The organism is Pseudomonas sp. E315 (assembly GCF_055406205.1).
This window is the reverse complement of sequence record NZ_JBUZPJ010000002.1, coordinates 360,465-377,000: the sequence shown is the minus strand read 5'-3', so window position 1 is coordinate 377,000 and position 16,536 is coordinate 360,465. Positions and strand designations below refer to the sequence as shown.

Sequence of the window (16,536 nt, the reverse complement as noted above, 5' to 3'; positions counted from 1 at the left end):
ATGTCGTCGGTCTTCAACAGGTAGCGCCGTGTCTTTTAATCATTACTACCAAAGCGAACTCACTGCATTGCGTCAGTTGGGTAGCCAATTCGCTAAGCGTAGCCCCGCACTGGCGCCCTATTTGGGGCAAGCAGGGCGCGACCCTGACGTTGAACGTTTGCTCGAAGGCTTTGCCTTTTTGACTGGGCGTCTGCGTCAAAAGCTCGATGACGAACTGCCTGAACTCAGCCACTCGCTGATGCACTTGTTATGGCCCAACTACATGCGCCCATTACCGGCGTTTAGCATGGTGCAGTTTGATCCTCTGGTTCGCTCTGGCCCGGCTTTATGCGTTGCGCGGGACACTCCCGTAACGAGCAAGCCCATTGATGGGGTGAGTTGCGAATTTCGCACCTGCTATGCGACCGATGTGTGGCCACTGCAACTGGTGGACCTCAAGTACTCGGCCAAGGGTGATGGCTCGATGCTGAGCCTGCGTTTGGCGATGACATGTGAGGGGCATTTGGGCGAATTGAACGTGACCCGCTTGCGTCTGCATTTGGCGGGCGAGCGCTATATCAGCCAAATGCTTTACCTGGAGTTGTTGCGCCATCTGGACAACATCAAGTTGGTGCCTTTGGACGCTTCGGGGCAAACCTTGGCGGGCGAAGAAGGTAGCGCACTGTCTTTCACGCTAGCGCCCGATCGCGTACAGCCAGTGGGTTTTGCCGAAGATGAAGCCTTGATTCCTTACCCGCTGAACACCTTTCGCGGGTATCGCTATTTGCAGGAGTACTTCGCCTTTCAGGACAAGTTTCTGTTTGTTGATCTCAATGGCCTGGAAGTCCTGAAAACCCTGCCCGAAGACACGCTTAAACAGGTTTGCGGGCTGGAGCTGCGCTTCGATATTCGCAAGAGCAGCGGCCAGCGTCTGCGTCCGACACTCGATAACGTGAAGCTGTATTGCACACCCGTGGTGAACTTGTTCCAACACGACGCAACGCCCATTCGTTTGGATGGCAAGCAGGACGAGTACCTGGTGATGCCTTCGAAGTTGGGCACGCACAACTGCGGCGTGTTCTCGGTGGACAGCGTTACTGGCTGGCGCGTGGGTGGAGCCGGTCATCAGGCGTATGTGCCATTTGAATCTTTCGAGCACGACCCAAGTTTTGATGTACCGAGCAATCAGGCGCATTACAGCGTGCGCCAACGCTCGTCGATGCTGCATGACGGCTTGGACACCTACCTCAGCTTTGGCATTCGTCATGAACAGGACAGTGAAACCCTGTCAGTTGAGCTGACGTGCACTAACCAAAACCTGCCCAGACAACTCAACAAAGGCGACATTTGTTTGCCGACTGAAGGCACACCCGAAGGCCTGATGTTTCGCAACATCACCGCTGTGACCTCCAGTTACGCGCCCCCGTTGACCCGCGACTTCCTGTGGCGGCTGATCAGCAACATGTCACTCAACTACCTGTCGCTGGCGAACGTGGATGCCTTGAAGGTGATTCTCGAAACCTACGACCTGCCGCGTTACTACGACGAGCACGCCGCACGTGTCAGCAAGTGTTTGCTCGATGGCCTCAAGTCGATTCGCCATGAGCACGTTGATCGTTTGCACCGTGGGTTGCCCCTGCGCGGGGTGCTCACAGAGCTGACGATTGACCCGCAGGGGTATGTGGGCGAGGGCGATGTGTTTGTTTTTGCGTCAGTGCTCAACGAGTTTTTCGCGCTGTACGCCAGCCTCAATTCGTATCACCAGTTACGCGTCAACAGTACGCAGGGAGAGGTGTACCAATGGACACCCCGCATGGGTCTCCAGCCTCTGCTTTGAGCGGGCTGGCCAAAAATATTCGTGAGTACTCGCTGTATCAGGCCGTGCTGTTGGTCGTCGACCGGCTGCGCGAAGGCGACTCGACGCTCAGCGACGATGAGGCGTACGAACGTGTTGAGTTTGTGGCCAACCCCAGCCTTGGGTTTCCTGGGAGTGACGTGGACGGTGTGGAGTTTTTTGTCGAACACGGCCAGCAACGTGCGCGCCTGCGATTCAACCTGATGGGCCTTGTGGGAGCGGGTTCGCCACTGCCTGCGTTTTATGGCGAACAGGCACTGGGTGACTGCGAGCAGAGCAACCCCACTCGCCAGTTTCTGGACCTGTTTCACCACCGTTTGCAGCGCCTGATGTTGCCCATTTGGCGCAAATATCGTTATCGGGCGCGCTTTGAATCAGGCGCTGCTGACCCGTTCTCCAGCCAGTTATTTGCCTTGATCGGTCTGGGCGGCAAAACCATTCGCGATGCCCAAGAGCTGAACTGGAGACGTTTACTGCCTTACCTCGGCCTGCTCAGCCTGCGGGCTCATTCCGCAGCTTTGATCGAGTCGGTGCTGCGTTACTACTTCAAACATGCCGAGCTGACGATTGAGCAGTGCATTGAGCGTCGCGTCGACATTTTGCAAGAACAGCGCAACCGCCTGGGGCTTGCTAACCACCAACTGAGCGAAACCTTGGTGCTGGGCGAGCGCGTGCGCGACTGCGGCGGCAAGTTTCGGATTCATGTCCGTCAGCTCACGTGGGAACGTTTTCATGAGTTTTTGCCCATTGGCCAGGGCTATCAGCCGCTCTGCGCGCTGGTGCGATTCACCCTGCGAGACCCGCTGGATTACGACATTCGGCTGGAGCTGCGCCACGAAGATATTCGTGAGCTGCGCATTGCGCAACACAACCCTTGCCGACTGGGCTGGACCACGTGGCTAGGCCGCGAACGGGCAGACGGCGTCGTGACCTTGGGCAGCCAATTACATTAAGGACCATTGGTAATGATCAACGTAGACCTGCAACAACTGATTCAAGCACTGGATGCTGACACCCGCCGCGACCTTGAAGGCAGTGCCGAGCGCTGTGTTGCGCGGGGCGCAAGCCAAGTGCTGGTCGAAGACTTGTTGCTGCAATTGCTTGAGCGCCCGCAGGGTTTGCTGGCGCGTGCGCTGCAAGACGCGCAAGTGGATGCGGGCCAATTGAGCGCCGCCTTGCAGGCGCGACCTGAAACCAGCTCGACGCGCAATCCGGTGTTTGCCCCTGAGTTGGTGCAGTGGCTGCAGGACGCGTTATTGGTGGCCAATTTGGAGTTGGGCCAGAGCCAAGTTGAACAGGCTGCGTTGATTCTTGCCTTGCTGCGCAACCCGCTGCGTTATGCCGGTAGCGGCTATCAAGCGTTGCTGGCCAAGCTCGATATTGAGCGTCTTAAAGGCTTTGCCTTGTCGCAGCAGGAGCAACCCGCCACTGGCAACGCCGTTGCGCCGGGCGAGTCGCTGTTGCAGCGCTTTACCCACAACCTGACTGAGCAGGCCCGGGCGGGGAAAATTGACCCGGTGTTGTGCCGCGATGACGCGATCCGGCAAATGGTCGACATTCTGGCGCGCCGCCGTAAAAACAATCCGATTGTGGTGGGCGAGGCGGGCGTGGGTAAAACCGCTGTGGTTGAAGGCTTGGCTTTGCGCATTGCAGCGGGTGAAGTGCCGCCTGTGCTTCAGGGGGTTGAGCTGCTGTCTTTGGACATGGGGTTGCTGCAGGCCGGGGCCAGCGTCAAAGGTGAGTTCGAGCGACGGCTCAAAGGGGTGATAGACGAGGTTAAAGCATCGCTCAACCCCATCATTTTGTTTATCGACGAGGCCCACACCTTGATTGGTGCGGGGGGCAATGTTGGTGGTTCGGATGCCGCCAATCTGCTCAAGCCCGCGCTGGCCCGTGGAGAGTTGCGCACCATCGCGGCCACAACATGGGGCGAGTACAAAAAGTATTTCGAAAAAGACCCTGCGCTGGCGCGACGTTTTCAGCCAGTGCAGTTGCATGAGCCGACCGTCACCCAAGCAGTGACCATCTTGCGTGGCTTGGCGCCGGTGTATGAAAAGAGTCACGGCATTTACCTGCGTGATGATGCCGTGGTGGCTGCGGCACAGTTGTCGGCGCGCTATCTGACGGGGCGTCAGCTACCGGACAAAGCGGTGGACGTGCTCGACACTGCCTGTGCTCGGGTGCGTATCAGCCTCGCCGCAGCCCCCGAACAGCTGGAGCAACTGCGCACTGAGTTGGCGCAAGGCGAGCGTCAACTTCAGGCTTTGCGCCGTGATGCTCAAGCCGGGTTGTTGATTGATCACCCAGCACTCGAAGCCTTGGAACAGCGACTGGCGCAGGCCGACAGCGAGCACATTGCTTTAGAAGCCCGCTGGGTTGAGCAGCGCACATTGGCTGAACAGTTGCTGACGTTGCGCCAACAAATTGCCGAAGCCCGCGATATGCCGCCCGAAGGTAATGACGCCCCTGACATGGCGGCGCTAGACGACAGCCTTAACCAGGCTCAGCGCGCACTGACACAGGCCCAGACTCAAGAGCGTTTGGTCAGTTTTGAAGTGTGCCCACGTTTGGTCGCTGAAGTGATCAGCGCCTGGACAGGCGTGCCAGTGTCGCAATTGGCCCGTGAACACAGCAGCCAAGTTGCCAGCTTTGCCTGTGATTTACGCGCCCGAATTCGCGGGCAAGAACACGCTATTCAGGCACTTGATCGCTCGATGCGCGCCACGGCGGCGGGGCTGAATAAACCTGATGCGCCAGTGGGTGTGTTCTTGTTGGTGGGGCCAAGCGGGGTCGGCAAAACCGAAACCGCGCTAGCGCTTGCCGATCTGTTGTACGGCGGCGAGCGCTTTCTGACCACCATCAACATGTCCGAGTTCCAGGAGAAACACACCGTCTCGCGTTTGATCGGCGCCCCGCCTGGTTACGTGGGCTATGGCGAAGGCGGCATGCTCACCGAGGCCGTTCGGCAAAAACCTTACTCGGTGGTGCTGCTTGATGAAGTCGAAAAAGCAGACCCCGATGTGCTCAACCTCTTTTATCAAATCTTCGATAAAGGGGTGGCCAATGATGGCGAGGGGCGTGAAATCGACTTTCGTAACACGTTGATCTTGATGACCTCCAACTTGGCCAGCGATCAGATCAATAGGCTGTGCGAAAACGGCGCCCGGCCAAGCGCTCAAACCCTTGAGCAGAGCATTCGCCCGGTACTCAGTCATCACTTCAAACCCGCATTACTGGCGCGCATGCGGGTTGTGCCGTACTACCCGGTTAGCGGCCCGGTGTTGCGCGAGTTAATCGAAATCAAACTGCAACGGTTGGAAGAACGGCTGGCGCGTCGTCATTTGCAGTTCACGTATTGCCAACCTCTGGTTGATCACTTGGCCGAACGTTGCACCCAAAGCGACAGCGGCGCCCGGTTGATCGATTACTTGCTCGACACGCACGTCTTGCCGCTGGTTGTGGATCGTCTGCTGGAGGCGATGGCCAGCGGGCAAACCCTCAAACATGTTCATGCAACGCTCGACTCGCAGGCGCAAGTGCTCTGCGAGTTTGCTTGAGGTGGCACTGATGTTTAGTCACGTTGAGCAGCCATTGGCCTACGCCGAATTGTTGTTGCAGCAGTTTGCAAGCGTCTCGCAAGCCCGTGAATGCAGCGCTTTATTTGGCGATTGTGTGCAAGCAATGACTCAACTCAGTGGTTGTGAGTTGAGTCAGGTCTACGTGCTGGATGCGCCGCATAAGCACCTGAAACTCAGCGCCGAGTCGCTTGACGGCGTGCTACAGCCGGAGCGTGCAGGGGATTTGCCAGCCGATTTTACGGGTGAGCAATTGCTTCAGTTTGCGCTGTGTCAGAACCGCGTCGTCAGCGTTAATCACTTGAACACCACCTTGTTCGACGTCGGTTTTTTGCCTGAGCAGGTTGAGCCTTGGCAATCGTTGTTGTGTGTCCCGCTGCGTAATGCGCAGCAAGCGGTCAGAGGTGTGTTGCTGGTCGCCAGCCGTAAACCCAGAGAGTTGCAAGGGTACGCCCAATCGCTGGGCATGCTGGGCACGTTCGTGTTGATGCAATGGCTGTTGTTGCAGCCCGAGTCCAAAGCTACAGCTGCGTCCGGCTCGCGTATCAAAACGGTGGGTTTGGTCGGCAAAAGCGCTGCCATGCGTCAAGCCTATCGGCTAATTCATAAGGTTTCGCACAGCCCTTATACGGTGTTGTTGTTGGGTGAGACCGGCACCGGCAAAGAAGTGGTCGCGCGGGTGATCCACGAGGGCGGCGTGCGGCGTACCCGGCCATTTGTGGTGCAAAACTGTGCGGCATTCCCGCAGGACTTGCTGGAAAGTGAGTTGTTTGGTTACCGCAAAGGCGCATTCACAGGTGCCGATCGTGATCGTGCCGGGCTGTTTGATGCTGCGGATGGCGGCACGTTGTTGCTCGATGAAATCGGAGACATGCCGCTGTTGTTGCAAGCCAAGTTGTTGCGCGTACTGCAAGACGGTGAGGTTCGCCCTTTGGGCTCCAACGAAACCCATAAAGTTGACGTGCGCATCATTGCCGCCACGCATCAGGATTTAAGTGTTTTGGTGCGCCAAGGCAAGTTTCGCGAAGACTTGTACTACCGCTTGGCGCAGTTCCCTATTGAGCTTCCCGCGTTGCGCCAACGAGAAGGCGACGTCCTTGAGCTGGCCCGGCATTTCGCTGCCACGGCCTGTGCCTTTTTACAGCGCCCGCCATTGCTCTGGTCGGATGCGGCGCTTGAGCAGCTCACGCATTACTCCTTTCCCGGCAACGTGCGCGAGCTCAAAGGTATCGTCGAACGTGCTGTTGTGCTCTGTGACGGCCAGCAGTTACAAGCCAGGCATTTCTCATTGCCCGCCGATGCCAACCTTGAACTCAACAGCCCGCGCTTGAGCGCCCGCATGGAGCAGTTTGAGCGAGGTGTGCTGCTCGATTGTTTGCGCAGGAATGCTGGTAACCAAACCCGTACAGCCCGTGAGCTGGGTGTTGCGCGTCGCACGCTGCTGTACCGCCTCAAACGCCTGAACATTGATTCGACAGACACCCGGCACATGGCGTGGTGATGCTTTTTATTCCTTTAACGCAGTGTTCAGCACGCCCGAAAAGGGCTGGCGCTGTGTGCGTGATCGACCTCTGGAGACTCCCCCGATGACTGCTCGTCCTTGGTTCGCTGTGTTGCTGACCCTTGCTGTGCTGTGCGGCGGGTGCAGCACCAATTTCAAATTTAACGACAACAGCTATCGCCCATTGGGTGATCCGCAAGCGGTCAATCGCGGTAAGTGAGCGCAGGAGCATCATCATGGAACTGGTTTTTGATTTACAGAGCGCTCAGTCAATGGCGGCCACGCAGTTGATGAGCCAAACCTTTACTGAAAGCGGCGGGGTGATTGGCCGCAACCCTGATTGTGATTGGACGTTGCTCGATAGCACGCAACGGGTGTCCAAATACCACGCTCGAATCAGCTATCGAGATGGCGCTTTTTACCTGACGGACATAAGCACCAATGGCGTGCAGCTCAACCGCAGCGACAGCTGGCTGAACAGCGGGCAGCCACAGCGCATTGAGCATGGCGCTGTGTTTGGTCTGGGGGATTTTGAAATTCGTGCTCGGTTGGATCACGAGCTGCACGAGTTGCTGGAGCAAGTCGGGTGCCCTCAAGCGGCAGGTAGGACGATCCCGGATGAAGTGTTTCTGAACCTTGATCCGATTGATCCAGTGGTTGCAATCGCGTCTGTCAGCTCGATTTTCGACGAGCCTGCCCGTATGGGTGAAGTTGCGCCTGTGTGGGAGCAACCGGTTGATTACGCCCAAATCGACTTCGAAAACCTCACGATTCCCAAGCTGGTTGAGGCTGCGTCCCCCGCGAGCGCTGAACCTCGGGCCGCTGCGAAAATGCCCGGCAATGAAACGTTTTGGCAAGCGTTTGGCGAGGTGCTGGGGGTTGATTGTGTCGCGCTGGATGAGCCGGCCCGAGAGGCGCTAGCGCTCAAGGCTGCTCGGTTGCTTAAACAAAGCGTTGTGGGCTTACAGCAAAGTTTATGGACCCGCAGCGAACTCAAAAATGAGTTGCGGCTGGCTCGAACTGTCGCCCCCGATACGCGCCACAACCCGCTCAAGTCCAGTCATGACGCCCATGAGGCGCTGGGGTTGTTGTTGCAGCCCGGCAAGTCGTATCAGGCCGGCGCTGAACACGTTATTGCAGCGGCCTTTCGTGATGTTCAAGCCCATCAAGTGGCCTTGATTCACGCCAGCCGCGCCGCTGTGCGCAGCAGCCTCGAGCACTTTTCGCCACAACAACTGACCTTGCGCTTTGAGCGTGACGGCTTTAAGCCGCTGCTCGCCACTGCGGGCAGCCGTTGGCGTGCATTTGGCCGCTATCACCAAGCCTTGCAGCAAGGCAACGATTGGAGCGAGCGCCTGTTGGCCCGAGATTTTGCTCAGGCTTATGAAGAGCAAATTCGCCTGATTTCAACCCTTCACAACGACCCTCAAGGATGATGCGCATGCTGCGTTGTACGCCTCTTTATTTCAATGCGCGACTGGCGTTGGCACTGACCGTGTTGCTGTTGAGCGGATGCTCCGTTTTGTCGCCTTACTCCAGCCTCACCAAGCTGAACCTGACCCTAAGTGCCAGCGATCAGGTTAACCCTGACCTCAACGGGCGGCCTTCACCGGTGGTGATTCGTTTGCTGGAGCTTAAGCACCCCGTGGCTTTCGAGAATGCAGATTTCTTCAGCTTGTACCAACGGACAAAAGAGTCGCTGGCTCAGGATCTGGTGGTCAGCGAAGAGCTGGAGTTGCGTCCCGGCGAGACGCTCGCCCTCAAACTTAGCGTCGAGCCCGGCAGCCGATACGTCGGGGTGCTGGCGGCCTACAGAGACCTGCCGCAAACCCAATGGCGCTATGTGGTTCCGGTGACTGCATTGGAGCTGACCGAGGCGCATTTGTTACTTGATCAGACCGGTATTCACGTGGCCCAACAGCCGTTTGCCAAGGCGGATGACTGATCATGAACGCGCATAAAGTTCTTTGGCAGGAAGGCATGTTGCTGCGCCCGCAACACCTTCAGCACAACGACCGTTATTACGATTACCAGATGAAAACCCGCACCCAATTACTGGGGCGTTACACCTGGGGGTTTTTGGGGCTGGAAATCGACGTGCAGTTTCTCAACATGGGCAAGCTGGTGATTAATCAGGCGTCGGGCATCTTGCCGGACGGCAGCTTGTTTGAGTTGGGTGCTAACACCCAGCCGCTGGTACTCGATGTGCCGCGTAACACTGGGCAAACCCCTGTTTATCTGGCTTTGCCGCTGGTGACCGGCAATCACATTGAGGCACGACGGGCGGAGCACGTGGATGTGCTAGCGCGTTACATCGGCTATGAAACGCAAGTGTCAGACTCCAATGCCGGCGACGACTCCAGCAGTCAGGTCATGTGCGCTCGCCCAGACTTTCGTTTGCTGTTGGGTGAGCAAAACAGTGACCAAAGCTACGTAAAACTGCAGCTTTGCCAAATCCTCGACTCCACGGCTGACGGGGCCATCAGCCTCGATACTGCGTTCGTGCCAACGTTCATTCACACCCATGCCTCAGGCTATTTGCTGTCGTGCCTCAAAGAGGTCATCAGCATGCTCGGCAATCGTGGCGACAGCCTGGCTGGGCGTATGCGCTCCAATGGCAAAGTAGGCGGCGCGGAAGTCGGCGACTTCATGATGCTGCAACTGATCAATCGCACTGAGCTGGTGCTGCGTCACTACTTGCACCTAGAGCAGTTGCACCCAGAAGAGCTGTATTGCGCCTTGCTGTCGATGTTGGGGGATTTGGCGACGTTTGCCAGCGACAGCAAGCGCCCGCAATTACAAAGCCGTTATCAGCACAGCAATCAGGGAGAGAGCTTTCGCATCTTGATGGACGCGATTCGCCATGTGCTGTCGATGGTGCTTGAGCAACATGCCATTGAGCTGGTGTTGCAAACCCGGCAATACGGTGTGTTGGTAGCGCCTTTGCACGATCACGCCATGCTGGGTTCAACCTCGTTCGTGTTGGCGGCTCAGGCCAATTGCGACAGCGAAGAGCTGCGCCATCGTTTGCCCGCCCACCTGAAAGTGGGCTCGGTTGAAAACATCCGCCAACTGGTCAATCTGCATTTGCCGGGCTTCAAGATAAAGCCCTTGCCAGTGGCGCCACGGCAGATTCCGTACCACGCCAACAAAAGCTACTTCATCCTCGAACTCAGCACCGAAGACCTTGCACAGCTAGAGGGTTGCGGGGGCTTTGCCTTTCATGTGTCGGGTGAATTTAGCGAGCTTGAACTCAATTTTTGGGCCATCAGGAGCTGACCGCCATGAACAATCAAATGCAGCCTGCAATGGATGAAAAAACCGTATTGGTCGACCGCCATGGCGGTGCGCCTGCTCATCGGGCCTTAACCGATGCGCCTTCGGCCCCGCGAATCGAGCAAATTGAACAACGCATGATTTACTCGGCCCGGGTTAAGCCCGCGAGCACTTTCACGATCAGTCTCAACCCTTTGGTTGCCGCTGCCAGTGGCTTGCTGTCGTTGGTCGTGAACCTCAGGCATCGCTCTAAGGATCAACAGCAACTGCCTGCTCTGCGCGAGCAGCTTAAAAGCGCCTTGCAGCTGTTTGAGGCCAATGCTTTGCGCGCAGGCATTGAGAGCAGCCAGATGATGAAAGCGCGTTACGTGCTGTGCACCGTGGTGGATGAAGCGGTGGTCACCACAGGCTGGGGCAGTGAAAGTGCGTGGTCGCAAATGAGCTTGCTCAGCAGTTTTCACAACGAAACCTTTGGCGGCGAAAAGGTTTTTCAGTTGCTTGAGCAAGTGTCCAAAGACCCGGTCAAGAACCTCTCGTTGCTGGAGCTGATTTACCTGTGCTTGTCCTTGGGGTTTGAGGGCAAGTTTCGAATCGTTGCCCGCGGGAATTTGGAGCTCGAAGCCATCCGGGATGCGTTGTATCGCCAGATCCGCCATTTGCGCGGCGATGTTCCCCGTGAACTTTCACCGCACGGGCAAGGGCTCAATGAGCGGCGTAGTCATTTGGTGCGCAGGGTGTCGGGATGGGTCTTGGCGGTGTTCACGCTGGGCTGCTTGGCGGTGATGTATTCAGGGTTCGCTTGGGTACTTGGCGAACAACGCGAAGCGGTGTTGCAGCCGTATCAACAGTTAGATGCTTGGCCAGCAGTCGTAAACAGGGATTTGTGATGAAAAACGTTTTAAAAATGGTCGGCACTGTCGTGCGTCAAACCTGGGTCTGGACACTGTTGCTGGTGTTGTTGCTTTCTCTGCTGGTGTGGTGGGGCGGCCCGCAGTTGGCGGTCAACGACCACAAGTTTTGGGCCGATGCTTCAACGCGTTTGCTGAGTATTAGCGTGCTGTACCTGACGTGGGGGCTGTGCATGGTCTTTGTCAGTTGGCGCGCGGGCTTGCGTAAAAAAGCACGTGAAGACAGCGAGACGGGTCAGGCGCGTTTACTTAAGGCGCAACAGATTGCAGTCTCGCAAAAAGCTTTGCGTGCGCGTTTTAAAGAGGCGTTGCGCACTCTAAAAACCTCCAGCGTTTACCGAGGCCATAGCGCTCGCTGGCGCGACGAGCTGCCGTGGTATTTGGTACTAGGCCCGCAGGCCAGTGGCAAAACCAGTTTGTTGGACTTCTCGGGGCTCGACTTTCCGCTCAACAAAATTGAGCGAAAACTCACACGTAGCACCCGTGGCACTGAGCATTGCGATTGGTACTTTGCCGAACATGGCGTGCTGATCGATACCGCAGGCCGTTACTTGACCCAGCCCGGCGATGAAGTCGATGCCAGCGCTTGGCACGCCCTGCTTGGTTTGTTACGTAAGCGTCGTCGCGAGCGACCCTTGAACGGCGTGCTGGTGACGCTGCCTGTGGATAAGTTGCTGTCTGGTGCCGAGGAAGACTTGTCGGTGCTGGCGGATCAGGTGCGCAGTCGCCTGCAAGAAGTGCATCAAACCTTGCACATCGACTTGCCGGTGTATCTGGTGTTGAGCAAGGCCGACACGTTGCTGGGCTTCGCCGAGTTTTTCGATCACCTGAGCCGTGAAGAAAGTGAGCAGGTGCTGGGCGCGAGCTTTGGCAAAGAGCAAAACGGAACAGATGCCGTGTTGTTACGTGCTGAATTTGAAGCCCTGCTGACGCGCCTTAACAGTCAGGTCATCACCCGCATCCACCAAGAGCGTGATAGCCAGCGGCGGGGCAGAATCCTCGATTTTCCGCATCAGTTGAGCACTATCGGCGAGCGGCTGTGCTTGTTTGTCGACATGGCTTTCACGGGTAATCGGTATCAGCGCGCCAGCCCGTTGCGCGGTTTTTATCTGACCAGCGCGCCCCATCTGCAACAACCCGTGGCTGAAATTGACGAGGCCTCGAGCGTTACCAAACCTGCCAGCTATCAAGCACTGCCCACGCTGCACAGCGGCCGATCGCAGTTTATTCATCACCTATTGAGCCGAGTTATCTTCCCGCAAGCTCAGTTGGCCCGTCTGGGCAAGCGGGAGCGTCGCCGCATTCAATGGAAACAACGCGGCCTGTATGCGGCCTCTTTCATGGCTGTGGGTGTATTGGGTTTGCTGTGGGCGGGGAGTTTTTCGGCCAACCATGATCGCTTGGATAAACTGCGCGCTCTGGCGCAACAATGGAGCCAGCAGCGAGCCCTGCTGAGCCCGCGTGATGATGCCCGCGAGGTGCTTAACGTTCTGGACACCCAGCTCGCGGCAACGCAAGTGTTCCCCTTGACGGTTGACGTGGCCTTGCATGAGCGCAGCGGCTTATATCAGGGCGGCCGCGCCAATGGCGTGCTTGAGCAAGCGTATGCCCATGAACTTGAGGCGCAATTGCTGCCACGGGTTGGCCTTCAACTTGAAAACCAGATCCGCGCCAGCTTGCATGATCGCGAACGGCTGCTTAATAGCGTGCGTGCGTATTTGATGCTCAACATGCCCGAACGTCGTGATAACGCTTGGCTCAAAGCATGGTTGGCCAGCGATTGGTCTGCACGTTACCCCGGCAATACAGCTGCGCAAAACGGGTTGAATAAGCACTTTGAACGCTTACTTGGATTGCCTTTTAGCTACCCGGTCAATGACGCACTGGTTGCCCAGGCTCGACAGACGCTGCGTAACGAGTCGCTGGCAACGATTGTGTACCGCGTGTTGCGTGAGCAGGCGCACGCCTTGGCCCCTTACCGTCTGGATCAACACATTGGGCCGCAAGCTCATTTGCTTAGCGGGGCCGATTATGTGATTCCGGGCTTTTACACCCAGCAAGGCTATCAGCAGTATTTTTCGGTTCAGGGCGCGAGCCTGGTGAGCGACATTCTGCGTGACAACTGGATCTTGGGTGAGGGCAGCACCATCAGCGCAATGGACATGCGCCGGATGATGGTGGAGCTTGAACAGCTGTACTTTCGCGACTATGCCAACCACTGGAGCGAGGCGGTTGGTCAGCTTAGCTTGCAGCCGTTCAGTGATGCCCGTGAAGGTGCCGAACAGCTGGCGGGTCTGACCTCGGCTAACTCGCCGCTGTTGGGCCTGTTAATTGAAGTACGCCAAAACACGCGTTTTTCCAGCGTGGCCGAAGACCTTGAAGCGGCGTTGCCCGTCGTTGATGCAAAAGCCCCTAAACAGGCGGCGTTGCTAGGCAAGGTCGCCTCGGCGGCGGTGGCAAAAGCCAAAGAGACGTTGCCTGAAAGCCTGCCGGATACGGCGAAAAAAGCCCTGCAACTGCGATTTGAACCGTTGCACCGTTTGTTGGATGAACACAACGGCCCGGCTGCAGACTTGATGGTGGCGTTTCAGGGCGTCAACGACGTGCAACTTCAACTGGCCAGCTTGGGGCGCGCCAGTGCCCCGGATCACGCCGCGTTTGAAATGGCCAAAAGCCGCATGGGCGGACAGCGCGATGCGTTGAGTAGCCTGCGCCAAGCGACTCATCGTTTACCACTGCCGATCAGCGGCTGGTTTAACGTCGTGGCCGAAGACACTTGGCGTTTGGTGCTCAACGACGCTTATCAGTTCCTCAACCAGCGCTATCAGCGCGAGCTGTACAGCTTCTATGGTCGGGCGATTCATAAGCGCTATCCGTTTAACGCTCACAGCAGCAGCGATGTGGCGCTCAACGATTTCCGTGAGTTCTTTCGCGGGCAAGGCATTGCAGAGCGCTTCTTCGATAGCTACATGAAACCCTTCGTCAGCGGCGATCCGGGCAGTTATCGCTTGCGCAGCCTGGAAGGGCAAACCTTGCCCATGAGCCGGGTGTATCTGGATCAAATGGCTGCACTTCAGGTGATCCGCCAAAGCTTCTTCGCCCAAAATCCGTCCGAGCCGCTCGTGCAATTCACGTTAGAGCCCTACACCTTGGACTCCAGCGTCAGCCGAGCTGAGTTCAGGTTTGGCAGCCACCTGATTGAGTACCGCCACGGGCCCATCGTACCCATCACGCTTCAATGGCCGACCGATGCTGAAAACGGCCGCACCAGTCTGGTGTTGGAAAAGGCCGTTGGGCGCCCGGTAGGCATAGAGAAAAGCACAGGCCCTTGGTCGTTTTTCCGCGTGCTGGACTTGATGCAAACCGAATATCTGAGTGGCCGTGATGTCATGGTGCTTAAGGCGGATGTGGGTGGTTTGCGGGCCAATTACTTGCTGATGAGCCAGCGCATGCCGAACCCATTTGACATGGACGTGCTGCGCAGCTTCCGCTTGCCTGCACAGCTGTGATGCAAGCCGGCGCAACGTGGCGCAGCTGTGCGCGTACCGACACGGGCAAGGTTCGGGCGCGCAACGAAGATGCCATTCTCGACTGCCCGCAGCACAGGCTTTGGGCGGTGGCAGACGGCATGGGCGGTCATCGAGCGGGCCATTTAGCCAGCCAGATGATCGTCAACAGCTTGGCCCAACTGCCCGCACCGCTTGGGTTTGATGAACAGCTCACGTCTGTGCGCCAGTGTTTGCATTGGCTCAATCGCCGAATGGGCCAGGACTTGACCCAGTGCGATCAGGCCGAGCACAACATCATGGGCAGCACCGTGGTTGCGTTGTTAGTTGAGGGCAAGCGCGCAGCCTGTGTTTGGGCGGGCGACAGCCGTTGCTATTTATGGCGCGGGCAACGGCTGTACCAACTGTCACGGGATCATTCGTTGCAACAACAACTCATGGATGAACAGCGCATGAGTTGCGAGCAGGCACAGGCACATCCCGCAGCCCGAGCCCTGACCCGAGCGGTGGGCGCCAGTGAACATTTGAGCTTGGGCGTGCTTGAATTTGAGGTGCAGCCCGAGGACGTATTGCTGTTGTGCAGTGATGGTGTGTATCAGAACCTAAGCCACATCCAACTGGGCAATGCCTTGAATTTGCTCTCGCCACAGATGGCACTCGCCCAACTGTTCGATGGCGTACTGCAAGGGCCGGCAAAGGACAATTTGAGCGCCGTAGTGATTCGTCATGGGTGACTCACGGCTTGAAGATCAGAGCCCAGTGACCTGTTTTGCGCTGCCCAGCCTTGAGCCTCCCAAGGAGAGCGCCCGCACACTTTTTGGTCAGTTGCCTGAAGTTTTGTGCGGGCGTTATCGACTTGAAGGCTTGTTGGGCGCGGGAGGCATGGGGGCGGTGTACCGAGCGCGGGACTTGTTGCAGGAGCAGTTTGGTGACCCCGCGCCTTATGTGGCGATAAAAATCCTCAGTGAAGCGATCAGCCCATCACCCGACGCCAGCGCGCTGCTCTTCAATGAATTCGCGCTCACCCGGCACTTACACCATCCCAATGTGCTGCGCCTGCACAGCTTTGAAGTCGACACGGTGCATCAGCGGGCGTTTATCGTAATGGAGTTGTTACGAGGGCCGACGCTGGACCGCTTGCTGTGCGAACGCCCCTTTGGTCTGGCGTGGCAACCGTTTTGCGACATTGCCTTGCCGCTGCTTGATGCGTTAACGCATGCCCATGAGCGAGGCGTGCTGCACGGCGACATCAAGCCAAGCAACGTGCTGCTCAGTGACGAGGGTGTGCGCGTATACGACTTCGGGCTTGGGCAGGCCGAACCTGGCACGTTGAACGGCTTGGCACACTTGAACCGCAGCTGCTTCAACGCATGGACCCCAGGCTATGCGGCCCCGGAACTACTAGAAGGCGTACCGCTCACACGTGCGGCAGACGTGTACGCGCTGGGGTGCTTGCTCTATGAACTGGCGAGTGGTCAACACCCGTTCAATCGAATGTTATCCACCCACGCCAGAGACCAGCAGCCCCAACCCAGACTAAAACGGCCCAAGCACCTTGCACGAAAAGCGTGGCCAGCCCTTCGCACAGCCTTGGCGTTCGACCCCGCGCGACGCAACGTCAGCGTTAAACAACTGCGCAATGCAATAGCGCCCACGTCAGGGTTTTGGGGGTGGGTGTCAAACTGAACTCAGAGCGGCTGTTATGCGCCTGAATACCTGTGCCCACTTTTCGCGTGGCGAATGCGGTCATTCCGTTCGGATGATTCCGTCACACTTCTCGGATCAGTCATAAATATTTTTTTACAAAATATAGGAAGAATGACTGCTCGCTGAGGCTCGATACAACGTGGTCGTTGCCCTTGGGAATACGCTGGATTTGCCCAGCCAACTTAACGACTCATGGACGAATTCAGTATGTTGGCATTTCACCTCGGGA

Annotated in this window: 12 protein-coding genes; all 12 read left to right on the top strand. The window is 57.3% G+C overall.

The window, feature by feature from the left end; genetic code table 11:
- The first annotated feature begins 28 nt into the window (after positions 1-28).
- The 12 genes from tssF to ACZRJQ_RS04940 all read left to right on the top strand — a co-directional run bounded on the left by tssF (position 29) and on the right by ACZRJQ_RS04940 (position 16,286).
- Positions 29-1,816 (top strand): type VI secretion system baseplate subunit TssF, encoded by a 1,788-nt coding sequence (gene tssF, locus ACZRJQ_RS04995; protein ID WP_463977297.1) that lies wholly within the window; start codon positions 29-31, stop codon positions 1,814-1,816.
- Positions 1,780-2,787, top strand: coding sequence for a type VI secretion system baseplate subunit TssG (gene tssG, locus ACZRJQ_RS04990; RefSeq protein WP_463977296.1), 1,008 nt, complete (start codon positions 1,780-1,782; stop codon positions 2,785-2,787). Before tssF ends, tssG begins: the two co-directional genes overlap by 37 nt.
- Positions 2,788-2,799: 12 nt before the next feature.
- Entirely contained in the window at positions 2,800-5,391 is a 2,592-nt protein-coding gene (gene tssH, locus ACZRJQ_RS04985) for a type VI secretion system ATPase TssH (protein ID WP_463977295.1), read from the top strand.
- A 10-nt stretch (positions 5,392-5,401) separates the two neighbouring features.
- The gene (locus ACZRJQ_RS04980; protein ID WP_463977294.1) at positions 5,402-6,910 is read left to right on the top strand and encodes a sigma-54 interaction domain-containing protein; all 1,509 of its coding nucleotides are present in this window, start codon (positions 5,402-5,404) and stop codon (positions 6,908-6,910) included.
- An 85-nt stretch (positions 6,911-6,995) separates the two neighbouring features.
- Complete coding sequence (locus ACZRJQ_RS04975) at positions 6,996-7,130, top strand: type VI secretion protein (RefSeq protein ID WP_463977293.1); 135 nt, start codon at positions 6,996-6,998, stop codon at positions 7,128-7,130.
- 16 nt (positions 7,131-7,146) lie between these two features.
- Positions 7,147-8,346: a type VI secretion system-associated FHA domain protein TagH gene (tagH, locus tag ACZRJQ_RS04970; protein ID WP_463977292.1), complete on the top strand. Its 1,200-nt coding sequence runs from the start codon at positions 7,147-7,149 to the stop codon at positions 8,344-8,346.
- 5 nt (positions 8,347-8,351) lie between these two features.
- Complete coding sequence (tssJ, locus tag ACZRJQ_RS04965) at positions 8,352-8,855, top strand: type VI secretion system lipoprotein TssJ (protein WP_463977291.1); 504 nt, start codon at positions 8,352-8,354, stop codon at positions 8,853-8,855.
- Positions 8,856-8,857: 2 nt separating this feature from the next.
- Entirely contained in the window at positions 8,858-10,189 is a 1,332-nt protein-coding gene (gene tssK / locus ACZRJQ_RS04960; RefSeq protein ID WP_463977290.1) for a type VI secretion system baseplate subunit TssK, read from the top strand.
- Positions 10,190-10,194: 5 nt separating this feature from the next.
- Complete coding sequence (gene icmH / locus ACZRJQ_RS04955) at positions 10,195-11,073, top strand: type IVB secretion system protein IcmH/DotU (RefSeq protein ID WP_463977289.1); 879 nt, start codon at positions 10,195-10,197, stop codon at positions 11,071-11,073.
- Complete coding sequence (gene tssM, locus ACZRJQ_RS04950) at positions 11,073-14,603, top strand: type VI secretion system membrane subunit TssM (protein WP_463977288.1); 3,531 nt, start codon at positions 11,073-11,075, stop codon at positions 14,601-14,603. Before icmH ends, tssM begins: the two co-directional genes overlap by 1 nt.
- A complete protein-coding gene (locus tag ACZRJQ_RS04945; RefSeq protein WP_463977287.1) occupies positions 14,603-15,334 on the top strand; it encodes a PP2C family protein-serine/threonine phosphatase in 732 nt (243 codons plus the stop codon). Before tssM ends, ACZRJQ_RS04945 begins: the two co-directional genes overlap by 1 nt.
- The gene (locus tag ACZRJQ_RS04940) at positions 15,327-16,286 is read left to right on the top strand and encodes a serine/threonine-protein kinase (RefSeq protein WP_463977286.1); all 960 of its coding nucleotides are present in this window, start codon (positions 15,327-15,329) and stop codon (positions 16,284-16,286) included. The genes ACZRJQ_RS04945 and ACZRJQ_RS04940 overlap by 8 nt, the downstream gene beginning before the upstream one ends.
- The last annotated feature ends 250 nt before the right edge of the window (positions 16,287-16,536 follow it).